The 21,523-nt window shown below is 70.7% G+C and carries 15 protein-coding genes and 4 pseudogenes; 9 read left to right on the top strand and 10 right to left on the bottom strand.

Features of this window, described 5'->3' with window-relative positions; all coding sequences use genetic code 11:
* The first annotated feature begins 208 nt into the window (after positions 1 to 208).
* The 3 genes from U1T56_RS07730 (at position 209) to U1T56_RS07740 (ending at position 8,155) form a co-directional block, all read left to right on the top strand.
* Positions 209 to 6,172, top strand: coding sequence for a PAS domain S-box protein (locus tag U1T56_RS07730; RefSeq protein WP_418158881.1), 5,964 nt, complete (start codon positions 209 to 211; stop codon positions 6,170 to 6,172).
* Positions 6,169 to 6,882 (top strand): response regulator, encoded by a 714-nt coding sequence (locus U1T56_RS07735; protein WP_418158882.1) that lies wholly within the window; start codon positions 6,169 to 6,171, stop codon positions 6,880 to 6,882. The genes U1T56_RS07730 and U1T56_RS07735 overlap by 4 nt, the downstream gene beginning before the upstream one ends.
* 250 nt (positions 6,883 to 7,132) lie before the next feature.
* On the top strand, positions 7,133 to 8,155 hold the full coding sequence (locus U1T56_RS07740) for an alpha/beta hydrolase (protein WP_418158883.1): 1,023 nt from the start codon (positions 7,133 to 7,135) through the stop codon (positions 8,153 to 8,155).
* 310 nt (positions 8,156 to 8,465) lie between these two features.
* On the opposite strand, the gene U1T56_RS07745 is transcribed toward U1T56_RS07740, so the two are convergent.
* From U1T56_RS07745 to U1T56_RS07780, 8 genes and pseudogenes are all read right to left on the bottom strand, one after another.
* Positions 8,466 to 9,659, bottom strand: a complete 1,194-nt coding sequence (locus tag U1T56_RS07745; protein WP_418159035.1) for an arabinose transporter — start codon at positions 9,657 to 9,659, stop codon at positions 8,466 to 8,468.
* A gap of 371 nt (positions 9,660 to 10,030) precedes the next feature.
* Positions 10,031 to 10,453, bottom strand: a complete 423-nt coding sequence (locus U1T56_RS07750; RefSeq protein WP_418158884.1) for a DUF2255 family protein — start codon at positions 10,451 to 10,453, stop codon at positions 10,031 to 10,033.
* 16 nt (positions 10,454 to 10,469) lie between these two features.
* On the bottom strand, positions 10,470 to 11,486 hold the full coding sequence (locus U1T56_RS07755) for a zinc-dependent alcohol dehydrogenase family protein (RefSeq protein WP_418158885.1): 1,017 nt from the start codon (positions 11,484 to 11,486) through the stop codon (positions 10,470 to 10,472).
* A gap of 86 nt (positions 11,487 to 11,572) precedes the next feature.
* Positions 11,573 to 12,046, bottom strand: a complete 474-nt coding sequence (locus U1T56_RS07760) for a cyclophilin-like fold protein (protein ID WP_418158886.1) — start codon at positions 12,044 to 12,046, stop codon at positions 11,573 to 11,575.
* A 68-nt stretch (positions 12,047 to 12,114) separates the two neighbouring features.
* Positions 12,115 to 12,795, bottom strand: a pseudogene (locus tag U1T56_RS07765) (molybdopterin cofactor-binding domain-containing protein); the annotation flags it as partial.
* Between the two features lie 45 nt (positions 12,796 to 12,840).
* Positions 12,841 to 13,002: pseudogene (locus U1T56_RS07770) on the bottom strand (2Fe-2S iron-sulfur cluster-binding protein); the annotation flags it as partial.
* Positions 13,003 to 13,014: 12 nt separating this feature from the next.
* On the bottom strand, positions 13,015 to 13,323 hold the full coding sequence (locus U1T56_RS07775; RefSeq protein ID WP_418159043.1) for a hypothetical protein: 309 nt from the start codon (positions 13,321 to 13,323) through the stop codon (positions 13,015 to 13,017).
* Positions 13,324 to 13,412: 89 nt separating this feature from the next.
* Positions 13,413 to 13,559 (bottom strand): annotated as a pseudogene (locus U1T56_RS07780) ((R)-mandelonitrile lyase); the annotation flags it as partial.
* Positions 13,560 to 13,690: 131 nt separating this feature from the next.
* Between U1T56_RS07780 and U1T56_RS07785 the strand changes: the two are divergent.
* Positions 13,691 to 14,581, top strand: a pseudogene (locus tag U1T56_RS07785) (LysR family transcriptional regulator); the annotation flags it as partial.
* Between the two features lie 62 nt (positions 14,582 to 14,643).
* Here U1T56_RS07785 and U1T56_RS07790 read toward each other — a convergent pair.
* Positions 14,644 to 15,399, bottom strand: a complete 756-nt coding sequence (locus U1T56_RS07790; protein WP_418158887.1) for an aspartate/glutamate racemase family protein — start codon at positions 15,397 to 15,399, stop codon at positions 14,644 to 14,646.
* A gap of 167 nt (positions 15,400 to 15,566) precedes the next feature.
* On the opposite strand from U1T56_RS07790, the gene U1T56_RS07795 reads away from it, so the two are divergent.
* The 5 genes from U1T56_RS07795 to U1T56_RS07815 all read left to right on the top strand — a co-directional run bounded on the left by U1T56_RS07795 (position 15,567) and on the right by U1T56_RS07815 (position 20,306).
* A complete protein-coding gene (locus tag U1T56_RS07795) occupies positions 15,567 to 16,775 on the top strand; it encodes an ABC transporter substrate-binding protein (RefSeq protein ID WP_418158888.1) in 1,209 nt (402 codons plus the stop codon).
* 174 nt (positions 16,776 to 16,949) lie between these two features.
* Positions 16,950 to 17,810, top strand: coding sequence for a branched-chain amino acid ABC transporter permease (locus U1T56_RS07800; RefSeq protein ID WP_418158889.1), 861 nt, complete (start codon positions 16,950 to 16,952; stop codon positions 17,808 to 17,810).
* Between the two features lie 16 nt (positions 17,811 to 17,826).
* A complete protein-coding gene (locus U1T56_RS07805) occupies positions 17,827 to 18,807 on the top strand; it encodes a branched-chain amino acid ABC transporter permease (protein WP_418158890.1) in 981 nt (326 codons plus the stop codon).
* Positions 18,804 to 19,580: an ABC transporter ATP-binding protein gene (locus tag U1T56_RS07810; protein WP_418158891.1), complete on the top strand. Its 777-nt coding sequence runs from the start codon at positions 18,804 to 18,806 to the stop codon at positions 19,578 to 19,580. The genes U1T56_RS07805 and U1T56_RS07810 overlap by 4 nt, the downstream gene beginning before the upstream one ends.
* Positions 19,581 to 19,595: 15 nt before the next feature.
* Positions 19,596 to 20,306, top strand: a complete 711-nt coding sequence (locus U1T56_RS07815) for an ABC transporter ATP-binding protein (protein WP_418158892.1) — start codon at positions 19,596 to 19,598, stop codon at positions 20,304 to 20,306.
* Between the two features lie 203 nt (positions 20,307 to 20,509).
* Here U1T56_RS07815 and U1T56_RS07820 read toward each other — a convergent pair whose 3' ends face one another.
* Positions 20,510 to 21,499: a beta-ribofuranosylaminobenzene 5'-phosphate synthase family protein gene (locus U1T56_RS07820; protein ID WP_418158893.1), complete on the bottom strand. Its 990-nt coding sequence runs from the start codon at positions 21,497 to 21,499 to the stop codon at positions 20,510 to 20,512.
* Positions 21,500 to 21,523 lie beyond the last annotated feature (24 nt).

Genomic DNA, 21,523 nt, shown 5'->3' on the forward strand with positions numbered 1-21,523 from the left:
GCGCGGAAGCGAAACGGGCGGCCGCGAGATTGACCCTCGGGCGGGCTTTCGCCGCTCCCGGTCCGGGCCGTCGCGGGGCCCGCCCGAGCAGCCGAAAGCCTTCGCCATGCCGGCCCTTGACGACGTCTGCCCCACGACGACCATGCCGACCCGTGCCGTGCGTCCGCCATCCCGGCACGCCGGCACGCCGACGCGGGAGGCAAGGGACATGGTCGCCCTGCAAGCACGTCGTCTGGCGCAGCATTACGCCCTGCTGCTGACCATCATCGCCGTTCCGCTGCTCGTCCTGATCCTCGCCCTCGCGGGCGGCCAGCTCGAGCGGCAGCGCCAGATGCTCCTGGACGGGCTGGCCATCGCCGTGGAGGCGGAGAGCCGTTCACTCGCCCCGCTGGCGCAGGCGGGCGACGGCGAGCTCGTCGCCGAACGCCTGCGCGGCGGCGAGTGGCGCGTAGGCGCAGCCTGGATCGTCGACCGGCGCAGCGGGACGGTGCTGGCCGGCAGCAGCGGCAAGGCCCTGCCGGCAGAGCTCGCGAGCCTGCCTGCGGGCGAGCTCGCCCGACCGGGCTCCGGCTTCCGCCCGCTGGGCGGCCAGCTCGTGCTGGCCCGGCCGCTCGGATCGGCACCCTTCGCCCTGCTCTACGCCATTCCCGAAGGCGAGGCGCGACGGCTGACCCTCGGCCATTCCGTCCCTTACGGGCTCATCCTCTTCGGCCTGCTCGCGACCGTGCTCACGGCACAGCTCGTCCTGCAGCGGCGCTTCGTCCGGCCGGCCCTGGCGCTGGTCGGCCACATCGACGCCCTGAGCCGCGGGCAGGCGGATGCCGGACCCCGCGTGCCGCGCTTGTGGCAGCCCTGGCTCGATGCGGTGGGGGAGGCCTTCGCCCGCAGCGGCCAGCTCCAGGCCCGGCTCGCCGCGAGCGAGGCCCGGCTCAAGGCCGCGGCCGAGAGCATCCCGGAAGGGCTCGCGATCTTCGACGCCGACGACCGGCTCGCCTTCTGCAACAGCCGATACCCCGAGCATCTCGCGGCCAATGCTCGCGCCACCATGGCGCTCGGCCGGAGCCGGGCCGAGTGGCGTCGCGACGCTCTGGCGCTCGGCCCGATCTACCGTCGTCCCGCTGCGGGCGAGGATCGGGATGCGGCGGATCGGGAGCGCCAGTTGGTCGACGGCCGCTGGATCAGGGTGCGCGAGCGGCCGATGCCGGACGGCGGGTGCCTGGTGCTGACGAGCGACGTGACCGACCGGATCCGCACCGAAACGGTGCTCGAGGAGAGCCGGCGCACGCACGAGGCCGTGCTCGCGGCAGCGCTCGACTGCTTCGTCCGGGTCGACGGGACGGGCCGGATCGTCGCCTTCAACCCGGCGGCCGAGCGGACCTTCGGCTATGCGCAGGCCGAGGCGATCGGCCGGCCGCTCGACGAGCTCCTGGTGCCCGAGCGGCATCGGGAAGCGCACGCGAAGGGCTTCGCCCGCCATCTCGCGACCGGGGAATCGCACATCCTCGGCCGGCGCATCGAGGTCACGGCACGCTGCAAGGACGGGCGGGAGATCCCGGTCGAGGTGGTAGTGGTGGCGGCCCGACACGGCGACCGGCCGGCCTATGCCGCCTACATGCGCGACCTCAGCGAGCAGAAGCGGGCCGACGCGGCGCTCCGCGCGAGCGAGGCCCGGTTCCTGGCCGCGGCGGAGAGCATCCCGGACGGGCTCATGATCCTCGATGCCGAGGATCGCATCGTCTTCCACAACAGCCGTCATCCCGAGCTTCTGCCGCCGGCCTTGCGCGAGGTGCTGCGCCCGGGCGTGCGCTTTGAGGACTGGGTGCGGGAGGGCCTGGCCCGCGGGCCGGTCTACCATCCCGACATGGGCGCCGACTACGCGGACGTCCGGCTCGCGAGCCGCCGCCGCGACGGTGCCAGCGAGCGGGAGCACAAGCACGCCGACGGCCGCTGGGTGCGGGTCCGCGAGGCGCCGATGCCCGACGGCGGCCGGGTGATCCTCACGACCGACGTGACCGCGCAGCGCGAGGCCGAGGCGGCGCTCAGGGCGAGCGAGGCGCGCTTCCTCGCCGCGGCCGAGAGCATCCCGGACGGGCTGGCGATCTTCGATGCCGAGGATCGGTTCGTCTACTTCAACAGCCGCTATCCCGAGCACGTGACGGAGAGCCTGCGCCCGGGCTTGGCACTCGGCGTGCGCTTCGAGGACTGGATCAGGGAAGGGCTCGCGCGCGGACCGATCTACCATCCCGACATGGGGGACGACTTCCTCGGGCGGCGCTTCGCCTGGCACGGGCAGGAGCGTTCGGAGCACGAGCAGAAGCTGATCGACGGCCGCTGGCTGCGCCTGCGCGAGAGCCGGATGGCCGACGGCGGCCGGGTGCTGCTCACCACCGACGTCACCGAGCAGCACCGGCGCGAGCAGGACCTGACGCTGCTGGCGATGGCGGTCGAGCAGGTGGGCGATCCGGTCGAGATCACCGATGCCGCAGGGCGCTTCACCTACGTCAACCCGGCCTTCACCAGGGTAACCGGCTACACGGCCGAGGAGGTGATCGGCCGGGAGCCGCAGGCGGTGCTGCACAGCGGCCAGCATCCGCCCGCGTTCTTCGTCGCGATGAAGGAGCAGCTCGACCGCGGCGAGGGCTGGCACGGCACCATCGTCAACCGGCGCAAGGACGGCGAGCTCGTCCATCAGAACACCACGATCTCGCCCTTGCGCGACGAGGCCGGGCACATCACCCATTATGTCGCGGTCAAGCGCGACGTCACCGAGCAGGAGAAGGCCGAGGCGGCCTTGCGGGCGAGCGAGGCGCGCTACCGGGCGCTGGTCGAGACCCAGACCGAGTTCGTCGTGCGCCAGACGCCGGAAGGGCGGCTGACCTTCGTGAACGAGGCCTACTGCCGCTATCTGGGGCTGCCGCGCGAGGTTCTCCTCGGCCGGCTCTGGGACGAGTTCGCCGCCATCGTGCCCGAGGACCATATCGACCTCGCCGCTCACATCGCCCGCCTCTCGCCGGACCGGCCGAGCGAGCCCATCGAGATCCGGGTCGTGCTGCCGGACGGCAGCGAGCATCTCGAGCATTGGGTCGACACGGGCGTGTTCGACGCCCAGGGCCGGGTCGTCGAGATCCAGGCGGTCGGCCGTGACGTCACCGAGCAGAAACGCGCCGAGCGGGCCCTGAAGGAGAGCGAGGCGCGCTACCGTGCCGTGGTCGAGGGCCAGAGCGAGTTCATCCTCAGGGTCCGACCCGACGGCACCTTGAGCTTCGTGAACGACGCCTACTGCCGCTATCGCGGCCTCACCCGCGAGGTGCTGCTCGGCGGCTTCAACGACATCTATCACTACCCGCCGGAGCAGCAGGCGAAGATCCATGCCGCTTGGGCCGGCCTCACGCCCGAGTTCCCGAGCGTCACCTACGAGCTGGTCAAGCCGGGCGAGGACGGCGGGGAACGCTGGGAGGAGTGGACCGACACCGCGATCTTCGCGCCCAACGGCAGGGTGATCGAGTACCAGGCGATCGGCCGCGACGTCACCGAGCGCAAGCGCGCCGAGCAGGCCCTGCGCGAGAGCGAGGCGCGCTTTCGCCTGATCGCCGAAGGCGTGCCGCTGCCGATCGCGATCACGGCCCTCGACGAGCATCGCGTGCTGTTCGTCAACGCGAAGGCGCGGGAGGTGTTCGGCATCGAGGTCGGCGAAGGCCGGGAGGCGGTCGCGCGGTTCTGGGCCGATCCGAGGCAGCGGGACGAGATCGCCCGCCGGCTCGTGCTCGAGGGCGCCGTCGAGCAGGCCGAGGTGCGCGTGCGGCGGCAGGACGGCACCGCCTTCGACGCGCTGCTCTCCGCACGGCCGATCCGCTACGCCGGAAGCCGGGCGGTGCTGGGGGTGATCATCGACATCACCGAGCGGCGCCGGATGGAGGAGGCGCTGCGGGCGAGCGAGGCGCGGCTGACGGCGCTCATGGATCATGCGCCGCTCGTGGTCCATCTCAAGGATCGCGAGGGCCGCTATCTTCTCGCCAACCCCGAATCCGCCAAGATCTTCGGCCGCGAGCCCGCGAGCATGATCGGCCGGACACCTTCCGACGTCTTCCCGCCCGCCGAGGCGGCCATGATCGACCGGCACCACCGCGAGGTGCTGGAGACGGGCGATGTCGTGGTGCACGAGGAGCATCAGCCGAGCCTCGACGCCTACCAGTGGAGCATCGTCATCCGCTTCCCGATTCGCGACGCTTCCGGTGCCGTCGCCGTGGTCGGCGGCTTCGCGCTCGACATCACCGAGCGCAAGCGGGCCGAGGCGGCGCTCGTGGCGAGCGAGCAGCGCTTTCGCACCATCGCCGACCTGCATCCCACGCCGATGCTCATCGCCCGGCTCGACGACCGGCGCATCCTGTTCGCGAACCGTGCCTACCGCGAGCTGTTCGGGCCGCCGGGCGAGCGGCTCGACCCGGCCTTCTCGTGCGACGGGCCCGGGCTGCAGGATGCGATCTTCGCCGCCGTCGGGCGCGGCGAACCGGTCGAGAGCCGCGAGGTCGCGCTGTGCACGGCCGCCGGCGCCGCCTGCCCCTCGATGCTGACCGCGCGCGGCATCGACTACGAGGGGGCGCGCTGCTGCGTCATGAGCTTCCTCGACCTCACCGCGCTCAAGCGGGCCGAGGCCGCGCTTCGTGCCAGCGAGCAGCGCTTTCGCAGCATCGCCGAGGCGCACCCGATGCCTTTGGTCATCGTCCGCCGCGTCGATGGCAGATTCCTGTTCGCGAACACGCCCTTCCGCCAGCTCTTCGGCCTCGGCGACGGCCCGCTCGACGATCTCCGGCCGGAAGAGCTCTATGCCGATCCGGACGGTCGCCAGCGCTTCCTCGAGGTGATCCGGGTCCAGGGCGGGGTGGACGCGCTCGAGCAGAATCTGCGCCGCTGCGACGGCACGGTGTTTCCGGCAGCGATCACGAGCCGCGTGATCGACTACGAGGGCGAGCGCGCCTTCGTGAGCTCGGTGATCGACCTCAGCGAGCGCAAGGCGGCCGAGGCCGAGATCCAACGTCAGCGCGAGGCGCTGCACCAGAGCGAGAAGCTGACCGCCTTGGGCGCCCTCCTCGCCGGCGTCGCGCACGAGCTCAACAACCCGCTCTCGGTCGTCGTCGGCTATGCCAGCATGCTGCAGGAGCTGGCTCCCGACGAGGGCACCCGGACCCGGGCGGAGCGGGTGCACGCCGCCGCCGAGCGCTGTGCCCGGATCGTCAAGACCTTTCTCGCCATGGCGCGCTCGCGTCCGCCCCAGCGCGGGCCAGTGTCCTTGGGCGACGTCGTGGAGGCGGCGCTCGAGCTCTCGGCCTACGGGCTCAGGACCGCCGGGATCGAGGTGGTGCGCGAGCTGGCGCCGGATCTCCCGGCCGTCTGGGGCGACAGCGACCAGCTCCATCAGGTGCTCACGAACCTGATCGTCAACGCGCAGCAGGCTCTCCTGCATCGGGCGCCGCCGCGCCGGCTCGTGGTGCGCGCACGGCGCCGGGACGACCGGATCGTGGTCGAGGTCGAGGACAATGGCCCCGGCATGGACGAGACGGTGAGGAAACGGATCTTCGAGCCGTTTTTCACGACGAAGCCGCAAGGGGTCGGCACCGGCATCGGCCTTTCGGTCTGCCACGGGATCGTCGCCGCGCACGGCGGGAGGATCACGGTCGACAGCATCCCCGGCACAGGCACGCGATTCACCGTCTTGCTGCCGCTCACGGCCGAGGCGCTGCCGACCGCCACGGCGCCGGCCGGCGATCCGGGAAAGCCCGGCCGCGGTAAGGTGCTGGTCGTGGACGACGAGAAGGAGATCGCCGAGCTTGCCGCCCTTCATCTTCGTCGTGACGGGCTCGCGGTCGAGATCGTCGGCAGCGGCCGGGAGGCGCTGGCCCGCCTCGAGCATGGTGGGTTCGACCTCGTCGTGAGCGATCTGCGCATGCCCGACATCGACGGGGTGGCGCTGATCGACGCTATCCAGCGGGACCATCCCGAGCTGGCCGGCCGGGTCCTCCTGATCACGGGCGATGCGCTCGGAGCCGGCGCGAACGAGGCGGTGCGCCGGGCCGGCATTCCGGTGCTCGAGAAGCCGCTCGATCTCGCGAGCTTGCGCGCCGAGGTCCGCCGCCTGCTCGAGGGGGCCCGAGCGAGAGGAGGTGGAGAACGATGACGGTCACGCGAATCATCGTCGTCGACGACGAGCCGGATCTGCGTCTGCTGCTCGAGGACTATCTCGGCGCGCAGGGCATGGCCGTGCGCAGCGCGGCGGACGGGGCGGAGCTGCGGGAGCGTCTGCGCGAGGAGCCGGCCGACATCGTCATCCTCGACGTCAACATGCCGGGCGAGGACGGCTTCACGGTGGCACGGGGCCTGCGCGCGGCGGGCAGCAGGGTCGGGATCATCATGCTGACGGCGGCGGGTGCCGTGGAAAGCCGCCTCACCGGCCTCGATGCCGGCGCCGACGACTATCTTCCGAAGCCGTTCGAGCCGCGCGAGCTCCTCGCCCGGGTGCGCAGCGTTCTGCGCCGCCTCGAGGCGGAGCGCGAGCCCGTACCGGCGGCGCGTGAACCCGGGACGGTACGGTTCGGCCGCTGCCGCCTCGACTCCGAGGCCCATCAGCTCCTCGATGCCGAAGGCAGGCCGGTGCCGCTCACGGCGATGGAGTTCGACCTTCTCGCCACCTTCGCGCGTCATCCCCGCCAGGTGCTCTCGCGCGAGCGCTTGGCCGAGCTCGCCCACAACCGTCCGCTCGAGCCCGAGGATCGTTCCATCGACATCCGCATCGCCCGCCTGCGCAAGAAGATCGAGCACGATCCCGCAAATCCGAGCACGATCCGGACGGTGCGCGGCGAGGGTTATCTGTTCGAGCCGGGAGCATGAGGTGACGCACGGGCGAGATCCCGAGGAACGGCCGCGGTGATGCCGGCAAAGGACGAGCTCGCGGCCGGGACCGGCGAGGCACGGAGCCAACCGGCGCATAGGAAGAAAGCAGCTCGTTAACTTTTCCTTCTTTCTTCGGGCCTATAAAAAGAAGGTGGCATGGATGCTCGCCGCCCGGCGGATCGGCAGGCCGCCATCTCGGGCGACGGCAGAGACCGCTCTGGGACGGGCTATGCGGAACGGCCGCGAGGTGGCAGGAACGCGCACGGCGGGCACGCAGCCGGGCGCCGGCTCCTATGGACGCACGCTCGCGTGGCGCGCGCTCGCAGCCTTTCTGCTCGCCTCCGGCCTGGCGGGCGGCGCTCGCGCCTCCGAGGTCGAGCGCAGCCTGACGATGCCCTCGCGCATCCTCGGCAAGCCGCTGCGCTTCTCCGTCTACTTTCCCGACGGCTATGCCCAGAGGAAGGACGGGCCTTATCCCGTGCTCTTCCTCCTGCACGGCACCGACGGCAACGAGAACGACTGGCTCGATCTCGGGCACCTGCAGCAGACCGCGGACGATCTGATCCGCCGCGGCAAGATCCCGCCCATGCTGATCGTCACCCCCGATGCGGGCAACAGCTGGTACGTCGACAACGCGGATGCGGGCCGCGGCGGTCTCTACGCCTCGGCCTTCCTCGGCGAGCTCGTGCCGTTCGTCGATGCCAGGTTCGACACGGTGGGCGACCGGCGCGGGCGCGCGATCGCCGGCCTCTCCATGGGTGGCTTCGGGGCGCTGCGGCTCGTCCTCGCCCGGCCGGACCTGTTCGTCGCGGCCGCGAGCCTCAGTGGCGCGCTGTTCATGCCGGACGAGCCTTTGACCCCGGCCGACATCGCCGATCTGCACGGCGCCTTCGGCACGCCGTTCGAGCGCGCCAGGCTCGAGCGGAACGACCCGTTCCGGATGCTGGGCGGTCTGGCGTGCGCCGAGGCACCGGCCATCTATCTGGCGAGCGGTGCTCAGGACGGCTTCCGCCTCGACGAGGCGACCGCGAGCTTCTATCTCGCTCTCAAACGCGCCGGCATCCCGTCCTCGCTGCGCATCCGCAGTGGCGGGCACGACTGGAAGTTCTGGTCGGACGAGCTCGGCCCCACCCTTCGCTTCATCGCCCGCGCCTTCGCGGGCAACGCCGTCCCGAAGCCGCCCCGAGCCGCCGGTGCGGCATCGGACCGACGATGCGAGCCGACCGGCGCCGGCGACAAACCGGTGCTGACGTCGGCCAGCAGGCAGTAGGACCGCCTTGCAGGCCGCGCAAGCTCGAGACGGTCGGGATCGTGGACCGCTCGGCACGGCAGCGGTCAAGGCACGCGGCAAGAAGCTCGATTGGCAACCGAGGCATCGGCCGCGCTCGGACCGGGTCGTGCCGAAGAGCCTCGTGCTCGTCGTTCCGGGACACAGCTAACGCCCGATTGGCCCGCGGTTCCCGCTCCATGGCACCATGCGGGCCAACCGGCCCGTTCCACAGCGGGATCCACGAGGATGGAAGATCGCCCTCGGCACGCCCGCCGTGCTCACCTTGCGCCAGCCGCGCGAGCCAACGGCGTCATCCAGCGGGCGACGACGCGCGGAGAAGCCGCATCGCGACGGCCGCGGCGCCGAGCACGACCAGCGTGCTCGTGAGGAACACGGTACCCAGACCCGCCCCGCCCGCGATCAGGCCCAGCGCGGGCCCCGACACCCCCAGCGCCAGATCGAGGCAGGCGGTGAAGGCGCCCATGGCGGCGCCGCGACTCTGCGGCGGAGCACGACGCACCGCCTCCACGCCGAGGCCAGGGTAAACCAGCGAGTAGCCGAAGCCGGCGAGCCCGGCCCCGACCGCAGCCCAAATCCGGCTGGGCGCCAGCCAGACGAGCGCCAGGCCGACCGCCTCGATCGACGCGCAGACGAGTGCCACCCTGGCGCCGCCGAACCTGTCGGGCAGGTGGCCGCCGATCACACGGGCGGCGATCAAGCAAGCCGCGAAGGTACTGAAGGCGAGCCAGACCGGGCTCCACCCGCGTTCGGCAAAGAGCAGCGAACCGAAAGCGATGATGGCGCCGAAGCCCACGCTGCCGAACGCCGCGCCGAGCCCCGGCATCCAGACGGCGCCGAGCATCCTGGCAAACGCCGGGCGATCACGATGCAGCGGGGCGGTGGGGCGGAGCGGCGCCACGAGCAGCAGGGTGCCGATCGGAGCCAGCGCCGTCGCCAGCGCTATCGCCGTGAAACCATGGTCCGCGTACAGGGCGCTGCCGGCCGGCGCACCGAGCGCCAAGGCGGCGAACATGGCCATGCCGACCCACGCGATGACCCTTCCTGCGCTCTGGGGATCGACGAGCGCCAGCCCCCAGCTCAAGGCACCCGTGATGACGAAGCTTTCCGCCCCGCCGAGCAGCGCGCGGCCCAGGAGCAGGATCGTGACCGACACCACCGGCGCGCCGACGAACAGGAGCGACAGGAGGTAGAGGAGCCCCGCCGCCGCGGCGGCCAGGAGGCCGGCGACGACCGCGCGCCTGGCGCCCCGGCTGTCCGCATAGTGGCCCGACCAGACCCGCGAGACGAGCGACGCCGCGAACTGGCTGCCGGTGATGAGGCCGACCATGAAGGTGCCGAGGCCCAGGCCCCGGTGAACGTGGAGCGGCAGCACCGGCAGGGCGAGGCCGATGACGAGGAAGGCGATCAGGACCACCGCCATGATCGGCAGCAGCCTCGCCAGAGTTCCCGGAGACGTCGGGGGACCGGAAGCGGTCAGGGGCATCGTGGTCGTCACGGGAAGAAACACCATCCGCTGATGCGGCCGGGCCGAGAGAGGCGGCGGGACCGCGAGACGGGGCCCGCCGACATCGCTGCGCCATGGCTGATCGAGACCCCGAGGCGTCCCGAGCCGGAACGCCGTACGAGCGCGCCGAGCCGGGCTGTCAGCCCGGGCGGTTCGCGAAGGCTCCCTTGGCGACGCCGCGATCCCGTGGCGACGGATGCGGGCACTGCCGAGGATCCTGGAGAGAGTGACCGGCATGTATCTCGCGAGCGCGGGCGGAACCGCGCCGAGATTCGCGGTTGTCGTGGCGCGTTCCCGCTCCACAGGAGTGTCCTGCTGTGCCCGAGCCGGAGGCAGGGCGGCGAGCCGCTTCATGGCGACTGGCCGTTCCGTGCCGAGGTAGGCACGAGGTCAGGCCCGGTGGCGAGCGGCACGACCTTGACCGTGGCGGAGCGGGCGCGGGCGCCGATCATCGAGCCGAGATGAGGGCTGCCGCGATACTTCGCCCGGTAGGCGTCGTCGATGCGGGCGTTGATCGGCCCGTGCGTCGGCTCGAAGGCGACCTCCTTCGTCATGCCGGCGGCGGTGATCCGCCCCGCCTTCTGCCGCACCGCGGCCTGGTACCAACGGGAGCTCTGCCCGTTGTAGGCCCGCACGTAGAGGTCGCCATCGACCACGACCGACCAGATCCAGGTCGGCGTGCCGTAGGTCTTCCCGTCCTCGCGGAAAGGTGCGACGTGGAGGTCATCGGCCTCGGCGATCCTGTGCAGTTCGTCCTTCGACCAGGTGGTCATGGCGGTCGTCCTCCGATCACGGGCGCAGCAGCGCCTTGATGGCGCGGCGCTCGTTCATGGCGCGGTAGCCCTCGGCCACCCGGTCGAGCGGCAGGGTGAGGTCGAAGACCTTGCCGGGATCGATCTTCCTCTCCCACACGAGCCCGATCAGCTCGGGCAGGTACCGGCGCACCGGCGCCGGGCCGCCGTGCAGGTGGACATGCTCGAAGAACAGCTCCTGCCCGTCGAGCGTGACCCCGTGCGGGACGCCGACATAGCCCACGTACCCGCCCGGACGGGCGGCATGGATCGCCTGCATCATCGACTCCTGCGTGCCGACGCACTCCAGCACCGAGTCGGCGCCGAGCCCGTCGGTCAGATCCATGATGCGGGCCACGCCCTCGGTGCCGCGCTCGGTCACGATGTCGGTGGCGCCGAACGCGCGGGCGAGCTTCTGCCGCGCTTCGTGGCGGCTCATCGCGATGATCCGCTCGGCACCCATCTGCTTCGCGGAGAGTACGCCGAGAAGGCCGACCGCCCCATCGCCCACGACCACGACCGTGCTGCCCGGCCGCACGTTCGCCGCGTCGGCGGCGAACCAGCCGGTGCCCAGGACATCGGAGGTCGTCAGCAGGCTCGGGATCAGGTCGTCCGGCGGCAGGTCCGGCGTGGCCACCAGGGTGCCGTCCGCGAGCGGGACGCGCAGCAGGGGTGCCTGCGCGCCACCGACGAACTCGGCCTGCCGGCAGGACGACTGGTAGCCGTGCCGGCAAACGGAGCAGGTGTTGTCGGAGGCGAAGAACGAGCCGATGACGAACTGGCCGGGCCCGATCGACCGGACGGCGCTGCCGACCTCCTCGACGATGCCGCAGTACTCGTGCCCCATCGGGGTCGGCTCGGCGACCGGCTGGAGGCCGCGATAGGGCCACAGGTCGGAGCCGCACACGCAGGCCGCCACGATCCGGATGATGGCGTCCGTCGGCTTGATGATCTTCGGGGCAGGGCACTCCTCGAAGCGCACATCGCCCGGGCCGTAAAGGACGGTTCCTTGCATGGTCGGATCCCTTCGCTCGGAAGCTGGCTTTCTCGACGACGTGCCGCCCGATCGGCAGGGCGGCGCTTGCCGCCGGCGAGGCTGGGTTACTCGGCGAGCCTGATCGTCGCCTGCACGGGCCCCGGCACGTCGAGCGCCGCGCCGCCGGCGACGATGGCACCAAGCTTGACGAGCCCGCTCGAGTAGCCGAAGTCCTCGTAGAAGATGGCGAGGTTGCCCCATGGCGCGTAGTAGGCGATGTCGCCGGGCGCCGGGTCGATCCCGGCGGGTGCGCCTTCGATCGAAAGCCTGCGCGGCAGCTGGCTGATCTTCTCGGTCGCGTTGTAATCTTCCAGCGGCAGCGCCAGCGGCAGCAGCGAAGCGAAATCCCTGGCCGTGGGACCGTCGTCGAGGATGGCCGTGATCGTCGCTCCCGCGACATCGATATGGAGCCTCATCGCGCTCGCCACCTGCTCGGATTGTCCCGGTACCGGCGCCTGACCTGCGGCGCCGGCCAGCGCGGTGGCGCCGACGAGCGCCATGGCCCGTTTCAGGGTCGGCAATACCGTTTCTCGGGGCATGATCTCCCCTCCCCCGCAATGCCACTTGAAAAGCGCCGCCTGCCGCTCCGGCGGGAACCGCCGTGCGCAACACGGCGGTTGGGGATGGCGTAGGGCTGCCCGGCGATGCCCTCTGCCACCGAGAAGTCGGCCGCATCGGGCCGGCGGCCGAACCAGCGGCCCGTCGGACCTTCGCCGACGGCTTCGACCTCCGGCGCCACGGGCAGGCCTTCAGCGTCGAGCCCGGCGCGGAAGCGTGCCAGGCCCATCGGCCGCAGCGCGTCGCGCAGGCACTCCTCCTCGCGGTTCCAGATCAGCTTCACCGGCCGGCCCACCGCCTTGGCGAGCAGGATGGCCTGCGGGAAGGGGTTGGCGGTCTCGTGAAGGAAGTGCCGCCCGAAGAAGCCGCCGAGCATGGGCGAGTGAACCCTCACCCGCTCCGGCGCGATCCCGGCAACGCTGGCGGCGGCGCGCTGGAACATCTCCGGCGCCTGGTTGGACAGCCAGAGATCGAGCATGCCATCGACGTTCCAGCGCGCGAGCGCCGAAGGTGGCTCGAGCTGGCCATGGGCCAGATACGGGGCGTCATCGGTCGCCTCCACCACCCGCGCCGCACCCTTCAGCGCCGCGGCGGCGGCGCCATGCGTCTCGGCGGCGATGCTCGGTCCGGGGGCGGCGGCGAGTGCGGCACGCATCTTAGAGGAGAAGTCGGCCGGCATGGCATGGTGGGTGCCGGAGGCGGGCTCGGTCCAGGTGACCCGCAAGGCCTCCGGCGGGGGTGACACAGGAACGGGTGGGCTCGCCGTCTCCACCAGCACGGTGCAGGCGCCGCATTGCGCGACACCGCAGCCGTACTTGGTGCCGGTCAGGCCCAGCTCGTCGCGGGTCACCCAGAGGAGAGGCGTGTCCGCCTCGGACTCCACCTGGTGCGTTGTACCGTTGAGCGTCGGTTCCATGGGCCTGTTCCTCGGGACCATCCAAGGTGCGCTTTACAGGAAGGATCGGTGGCGGGCGGGACGAGTGCGTCGCCGGTGCGAGTAGAGCGGCAGGACGTTCGCGAAGGCCCTGGCGTGGAAGATCGTCGCGTCTTGCCCGCCCTTTCCATCGCTCGTCACGATGTGGAGATCGTCGGTACCGGGCCTGACGGCCAGGCTGGTGGAGCGCAGGTTGCGGCCCTCCTGCCGGCCCGGCACCCGGCCCTGCCCGTACATCGCCACGTTGACGCGGCCGAACGCCTCGGCCGGCTCGTCGGCGGCGTCGCTCGGCGGCACCTGCACGCCGGCATTGTCGAAGGCCATGCCGGACCGACCAGAAGTCGCGACCGCCCGCTGCACCATTGCAGCGACCAGGGTTCTCGTCCGCCACGTCTCCACACCGGACGACGAGCGCGCGCCCCCGGCTCGAAGGCGACCAGAGCACCACCGACCCGAACCGGATCGGGCGGGGCGAACAGCGGGTCGATCCGGACCGTGCCGGTGAACCATTCCGCCGGCCCCTTGCCGGAGGGCCGGCTGCCCGGGCACTCGATCTCCATCGGCTCTCTCCTTCGCCCGTGAAGGCCCTCGAACGTCTCGCGACGCCAGGGGTTCGGATGGTCAGTTAGGGGATGCGGCCGTCGGTGATTAGGCGGTAGAACCCACATGGACTCATAAGCAGAGCTTCTGAATGTTGCGGACGAACCTCGACGACCTCGCCGCCTTCCTGGCGGTCGCACGGGAGCGCAGCTTCACCCGGGCCGCCGCCCAGCTCGGCGTGTCGCAGTCGGCGCTGAGCCAGACCGTCCGCGGGCTCGAGGCACGGCTCGGGCTCCGGCTCCTGACCCGCACCACGCGCAGTGTGGCGCCGACCGAGGCGGGCGAACGCCTGCTCCATGCCGTGGGGCCGGCCTTCGACCAGATCGATGCCGGGCTGGCTGCGCTGAGCGCGCTGCGCGACAGGCCCGCCGGCACGATCCGGATCACGGCCGGCGATCATGCCGTCCGGACGATCCTCTGGCCGAAGCTGGCGAGGTTCCTGCCGGGCTACCCGGAGATCAAGGTGGAGATCGCCGTCGACAACGGCCTGACCGACATCGTCGCCGAGCGCTTCGATGCCGGCGTGCGCTTCGGCGAGCAGGTGGCGAAGGACATGATCGCCGTGCGCATCGGACCGGACATCCGCTTCGCGGTGGTCGGGGCGCCGTCCTACCTCGCGCAGCGGCCGCCACCACGCACGCCGCAGGACCTGCTCGGCCATCCGTGCATCAACCAGCGCCTGCCGACCTATGGCGGGCTCTATGCCTGGGAGTTCGAGAAGGACGGGCGCCAGCTACGGGTGCGCGTCGAGGGACAGCTCGTGTTCAACAGCGTCTTTCAGGTCCTCGATGCCGCGCTCGCCGGCTTCGGGCTGGCCTACGTGCCGGAGGACCTGGCGCAGCCCCATCTCGCCGAAGGACGTCTCGTCCGGGTGCTCGAAGAATGGAGCCCACCCTGGTCGGGGTACCATCTCTACTACCCGAGCCGCCGCCAAGCCTCGCCGGCCTTCGTCCTGCTCGTCGAGGCGCTCCGCCACCGAGGCCGAGAGCAGCATTCGACGTCGGCTTTCGACGCGCTGCATGCCACGCCGGAGCAGCCTCGGCATCAGGAAGCTCCCGAGCCGCCCGAGAACGGCTCCAGATGCGCGAGCGGGCCGGTGTAGCGTTTCGGGAGCGGCCAGGCGAGGTCGCCGGTCTTGCTCGTCCCGAGGCCGAGGCCGACGAGCGCCTCGACGAGCTTCACCGCCGCCGCTACCCCGTCGATCACGGGCGCGCCGATCTCGCGCGCGATATGGGCGGCGAGGTCGGCCATGCCGGCGCAGCCCAGGACGATCGCCCCTGAGCCGTCCTCCGCGAGGGCGCGGCGGCACTCTTCGGTGATGATGCGGCGCGCGCCCGAGGCCGGATTCTCGAGCTCGAGCACCGGCAGCTCGGTCGCCCGCACCCGCCGGCAGTGATGCTCCATGCCGTAGTTGCGCACGAGATGCTCGGCGATGATCCGGGTGCGCCCGAGCGTCGTCACGATCGAGAAGCCGGTGGCGACGAAGCTCGCCACATGCATGGCAGCCTCGGCGATGCCGAGCACCGGCCCCCGTGCGATCTCGCGCACCGCCAGCAGGCCGGGATCGCCGAAGCAGGCGATGACGTAGCCGTCGGCACCTTCCGTCTCGCCGCGCCGGACCTCCTCGAGCAGCCCGATCACGCTCACCGCCTCGTCGTAATGGCCCTCGATCGAGGCCGGGCCCATGGGCGAGGTCGCAGCCACGATCTCCGTGCCGGGGGCCGCCACGGCACGCGCCGCCGCGGCGATCACCTCGGTCATGCTCGACGTGGTGTTGGGGTTGATCACTTTGATCCGCATCGCGGCGGTCTCCGCTGGATCCTTCGTGCCGGGATGGCGCAGCTCCTGTATACGAGTTTTCGCAGAAATCGTATACAAAGTCGTTGCAGAATCGCTGGGTGCTAGCGCATAGTGGAGCGAGCAACGGCCGGCGATCGCTGGACCGCGAGACGATCAGGAGGCTAGGCATGACGAATCCCGGCATGACCCGTCGCGGGTGGTTTTTGCTCGGGGCGAGCGCCCTCATCGTGGGCGGCGTGACGGCGGCACGGCCCGCCGCGGCCGAGAACGTGCTCAAGATCGGCGTGCTCGGCGTGATGAGCGGGCCGGCGGCGAGCTGGGGCCTGGTCAACAAGTACTGCGCGGAAGCCACCGCCCAGATGTACAACGAGAAGGGCGGCGTCGAGATCGGCGGCGAGAAGTACAGGATCCAGATCGTCGCCGTCGACGACAAGAACGACCCGAAGCTCAGCGTCTCCGGCGCCGAGCGGTTGATCCAGCAGGAGAAGATCCGCTACATCATCGGCCCCAACGTCGACACGACGGCGGCGAGCGTGCGGCCCGTGGCCGAGAAGAACGGGGCGATCTACATCCCCTACGCCTTTTCGAGGTCGCTCTACACGCCGCCGGCCGGCAACGCGATCTTGGGCATGATCGCGAGCTACCAGGCAGGGCCGATCATCTACAAGTATCTGCAAGAGAACAAGGGTGTGAAGAAGGTGGCCTTCGTCGCCCGCAACGAGTCCGATCCCTTGAACCAGCGCGACGAGGGCGTGGCGGCGGCGAAGAAGCTCGGCCTCGAGGTCGTCTCGAGCGCGGACACCTACGAGCCCGGCACCAGCGACTTCTTCCCGGTGATGTCGAAGGTGGTGAGCGGCAATCCCGACCTCATCGTGCTTTCGGGCGTGGCACCTGCCGACGCGCCGCTCCTGATCAAGACCGCCCGCGAGCTCGGCTTTCAGGGCACCTTGAGCACCGAGACCGCGCAGGACGCCAAGATCATCGGCGAGGTCGCGGGCGATGCCGCGAACGGCTTCATCTCGGTGGGCGGGGCCAGCACGCCCGAGATCCGCAGCCCCTACATGGAGGAGTTCGTCAAGCGCTACGAGAAGGTGGCCGGCGAGTGGAACGACGAGGCCGGCACCAAGGTCTACGCGCTCGAGATGATCCTCGCCACGCTGCAGAAGACCGGCAAGGCCGGGATCGACGACGTGGGTCCGTTCAAGCAGGCGATCGACACGTTCTCGATCAAGAATCCGTTCCTCAAAGAGAACGCCGAGCTCAAGTATGTCGGCACGGCCTATTTCGGCCAGAAGCGCCAGATCGGCGTGCCGATGGTGGTGAACGAGTACCGGGATGGCGGCTTCAAGACGCTGTTCGTCGGCAGCGTCGAGTAGCCGGCGACCCGAATACGGGTAACGCCTCGTTCATGGTACCTGGTACCATGAACGAGGCATGATCGACGAGGGTTCGACACGGCCGCTCCCGGGCGGCTCGAGCAGGCTCTATTTGAGCGATCCTCGTATCCTCCCCGCTCGCACCGGGGGAGGGCCAGGGTGGGAGCTCCGGGAATGGAGCAGATCATCGTCAACGGCGTGGTCCTGTCCGCCAACTACGCGCTGATAGCGCTCGGCATCACGCTGATCTTCAGCATCATGAACCTGCTCAACTTCGCCCACGGGCAGATATTCATGATCGGCGGCTTCGTCGTCTACTACGTCTACGGCCAGTGGGGCCTGCCTTATGCCCTGGGCCTCCTCGCCGCCGCCGCCGTCACCGGCCTCATCGGCGTGCTGTTCGAGGTCTTGTTCTTTCGCCGGGTGGTCAAGGTCGCGACGCGCGAGGAGAACTCGATGCTGCTCGCGGTCGGCACGGCGCTCCTCCTCGAGAACCTCGCCCTTTTCGCCTTCGGCGAGAAGCAGCGCGGCGTACCCTCGGTCGTGGCCGGCGTCTACAGGCTCGGCAACGCCTACCTCCCGGCCGGCCGTCTCCTCGTGGTCGTGATCGCCCTCGCCCTCATCGTGGGCCTCCTCCTCTTCGTCCAGTACACCCGTCCCGGCCGCGCCATGCGCGCTCTGGCGCAGGACCGCCAGGTCACCTACCTCATGGGCGTCGACGTGGACCGCATCTCGGCCATGGGCTTCGGCATCGGCGCCGCTCTCGCCGGACTCGCCGGCGCGCTCCTGATCACCATCTCCGGGGTCAATGCGGGCATCGGCGGCGCCATCTCCACCAAGGCCTTCATCATGATCATGATCGGCGGTGCCGGCGTCGTCGCGGGCTCCATCCTGGGCGCCATCGTCCTGGGCTTCGCGGAAGCCATCGGCTACGCGCTGATTCCGGGCTCGACCACCTATCTCCTGATCTTCGTGGGTCTGATCCTGTTCCTGATCCTCCGTCCGCAGGGGATCATGGGCAAGCCGCAGGGCTGAGCGGAGGACGACGCCGATGCGCACGCAGCCTCTCTCCCCTCCGGCCACGACCGAGCTGCCGGGTCGCCCCCGCGCAGGCCTCGGCCGCATGGCACTCGCCGTGGTGGCGGCCCTCCTCTACCTCGTCGCGGTGCCGCTGCTCCTCGCCGACCGGCCCTATTTCCTCAACGTGCTCACCAACGCCTCGATCCTGAGCTTCGCGAGCCTGGGCGTGTGGGTCACGTTCACGATCGGACGCATCAACATCGCGCAAGGCGCGTTCGCGATGATCGGCGGCTACGTCACCGCCATCCTCTCCACCCGCTACGGGCTTCCCTTCTGGCTGTGCCTGCCGTTCTCGGCCGTGGTCGCGGCCCTGGTCGGCATCGCGATCGGCCTGCCGATCCTGCGCTTGCGCGGCGTCTACTTCGCCATGATCACGCTCAGCCTCACCGAGGCGGTGCGGCTCGCCTTCCTCAACGGCGGCGACCTCACCAAAGGTGCCACCGGCATCGTCAACATCCCGCAGCCCGCCGGCATCCAGACGCCGGTGGCGTTCTACCTGCTCGCGGCCTGCCTCCTGATCCTCGGCCTGCTCGCCGTCCGGCGGCTCGCCACCAGCCGGATCGGCTGGGTGTTCCGCTCGCTGCGCCAGAACGAGGATCTGGCTGCGTCCTTCGGCGTGGACGTCGCCCGCTACCGTGTCGTCGCGTTCGCCTTCTCCTGCGCCATGGGTGGCATCGCCGGCTCGTTCTTCGCCGTGTTCCACCAGAACATCTACCCCGCGAGCTACAGCGTGCAGGATTCGATCAACTTCATGCTCTACTGCTTCCTGGGCGGGCTCGACCATGTCCTGGGGCCCGTGGTCGGCGCCTTTCTCCTCGTGATCGCGTTCGAGCTCCTGGGCGAGCTCCAGCAGTACCAGGCGCTGCTCTACGGTATCCTGATGATCGTCGTCATGCTGTTCCTTCCCAACGGCATCTTGAGCCTCGAGCTCGGCCGCGGAGACAGGCGATGAGCCTCCTGCGCGTTCAGGACCTCACCAAGCGCTTCGGCGGCCTCGTCGCCGTCAACGACGTCAGCTTCGACGTCGAGGCCGGCGAGATCCTCTCGATCATCGGCCCGAACGGCGCCGGCAAGAGCACGCTCTTCAAGCTGATCGCCTCGTTCCTGAAGCCCACGGCCGGCCGCGTGCTCCTGGAAGGCGAGGAGATCTCGGGCCTGAAGCCCCATATCGTGGCGCGCAAAGGGGTCGTGCGCACCTTCCAGGAGACCACGGTCTTCAAGGAGATGACTGCCCTCGAGAACGTGGTCGTGGCGCACCATCTCCGCCTCAAGGCCGGTCTCCTGGGCGTCTACTTCGCGAGCCCGCGGGCGCGCGCCGACGAGGCGAGCTTCCGCGCGAGCGCTTCGGAGATCCTCGACTATCTGGGCCTCGGCCACGTCAAGCACGAGCGCGCGCGCAACCTGCCGCACGGCTATCTCCGCGCGCTCGGCATCGCCGTCGCCATGGCGGCCGAGCCGCGCGTGCTGCTCCTGGACGAGCCTTTCGCCGGCATGAATCCCGAGGAGAAGGACCGTGCGGTGCGGATGGTGCGCGGCATTCGCGACCGCGGCATCACCGTTCTTCTCGTCGAGCACGACATGCCGTCCGTGATGCGGATCAGCGACCGCATCGTCGTCATCAGCTTCGGCACCAAGATCGCCGAGGGCACGCCCGAGGCGGTGAGAAACGACCCGGCGGTGATCGAGGCCTATCTCGGCGCCGAGGACGAGACGCTGGGGCACTGAGAGGCAAGGCCGGCCATGTACTTCGCCTGCAAGAACCTCACCGTCCGCTACGATCGGGTCACGGCTCTCCGCGACGTGTCGCTCGAGCTCGCCGAGGGCGAGATCGTGGCCCTCATCGGCGCCAACGGCGCCGGCAAGTCCACCACCTTGCGCGCGATCACGGGGCTCAAGCAGCCGGCTGCGGGCGAGATCTGGTTCGAGGGCAGCCGCATCGACCGCCTGCCGCCGGCCGAGATCGTCAGGCGCGGCATCGCCATGGTGCCGGAGGGGCGGCGGATCTACCCCTACATGACGGTCAAGGACAACCTCCTCATGGGCGCCTATCTCCGGCAGGACCGAGCCGGCATCAAGCGGGACCTCGAGAAGATCTTCGTCCGCTTCCCGCGGGTGAAGGAGCGCCTCAACCAGCAGGCCGGCACCCTCTCGGGCGGCGAGCAGGAGATGGTCGTGGTGGGTCGGGCGCTGATGGCCCGCCCCAAGCTGCTCCTCCTCGACGAGCCGTCCTTGGGCCTCGCCCCCATGGTCGTGCGCGAGATCGCGAAGCTCGTCACCGACATCAACCGCGAGGACAAGGTGAGCGTGATCCTGGTCGAGCAGAACTCGCGCATGGCGCTGCGGATCAGCCACCGCGCCTACGTGCTCGAGACCGGCAGCATCGGCCTCGCCGGCCCCTCGGCCGAGCTTGCCGACGACGACCACGTGCGGCGGCTCTATCTCGGCGGGTGAGGTGGCCGCCCGAGGCGCCGCTCGCCACGTGTCACCGGGCCGGCGGCCGGCGTCCATGCCCGGGCCCGTCTCGGCCATCCGGCCCCTCGCCGCGCGGCCCGGATGGCCGGCTCGAAGACGGGCCATGACACCAGGCGAAGGCAGGAACCCGCCCCGGGCGCGGCCGATGCGCCCCGACCGTCGCGCAAGGAGCAGGCCCGGCGCTACCCTCGGCCCCGGTCGAACGTCGTGAGCTCGGCCCCGCGATTGCGGGCAGCGGTGACGACGAAGCGCAGGCTCGGGAAGCGGTCGGCAAAGCGCGCCTGCGCCGCCCGGTGCAGCCGCTCGGCCGCCTCCTCGCTTTCCAGCACGGCGAAGCCGGTCGGCCCCCACGAGCTCTGGCCCACGCCCGCGATCCCCAGTCCCTCGAGCCAGGCCAGCACCTCGCTCACCGCCGGGCTCGTGAACCGCCCGCCCTGGGCCGGGGCGAAATAGTCGCCGACCCGGCGCTGGATCTCGCCGACGGCGGCGCCGACCGCGGCGATGTCGCCGGTCGCGAGCCCCGGCAGGAGCTGCATCACGACGCGGCGGCAGAGCTCGCCCGCGAGCGCCGGTGTGTAGGGCGGCAGGGCGCCGAAAGCGCCCGCCTCGCCGGCACCGTGCAGCCCCTCGCGTGCCCGGTCGAAGATCAGGAGCAGACGCCAGCCTGCCGGGAACGGCAGCCGGGCGGTGACCGGCGGCGGCTCGCCCGCCGCGGTCCTGCCGCCGTCGAGGATGAAGCCGCCCTGCTCGAACGCGCCGATGCCGATGCCCGAGCGGGCGCCGCGCTCGAGGAGGCGCGCCACCTCGCGCGCACCTTCCGGGCGGCCGGCCAGCCGGGCGAGGCCCACGCCCAGTGCCAGCCCGAGCTGGGTGCCCGATCCCAGCCCGACATGGGCCGGAATCGTCGCCTCGATCGTGATCCGGACCGGCGGCAGCCGCCAGCTCCGGCCGAGCACGGCGAGCAGCCGCCGCGTGCGCTCGACCTCGGCGGCGCCGGAGATCTCGTCCGTGTCCGCGCGCTCGATGCGCAGCCGGGTGGCGAAGCCCTCGATGGTGAGCCCGAGGCTGCCGAACCGGCGCCCGAGCCCGCCTTCGAGATCGAGGAACCCGAGATGCAGCCGCGCCGGTGCCGTGACGTGCACGGCCATGGCCGGATCGCCGACGGTCACCACGGAAGATCCACCGGGTACGGCGGC

This window comes from Benzoatithermus flavus (genome assembly GCF_037908215.1).
Classification (GTDB): domain Bacteria; phylum Pseudomonadota; class Alphaproteobacteria; order Geminicoccales; family Geminicoccaceae; genus Benzoatithermus; species Benzoatithermus flavus.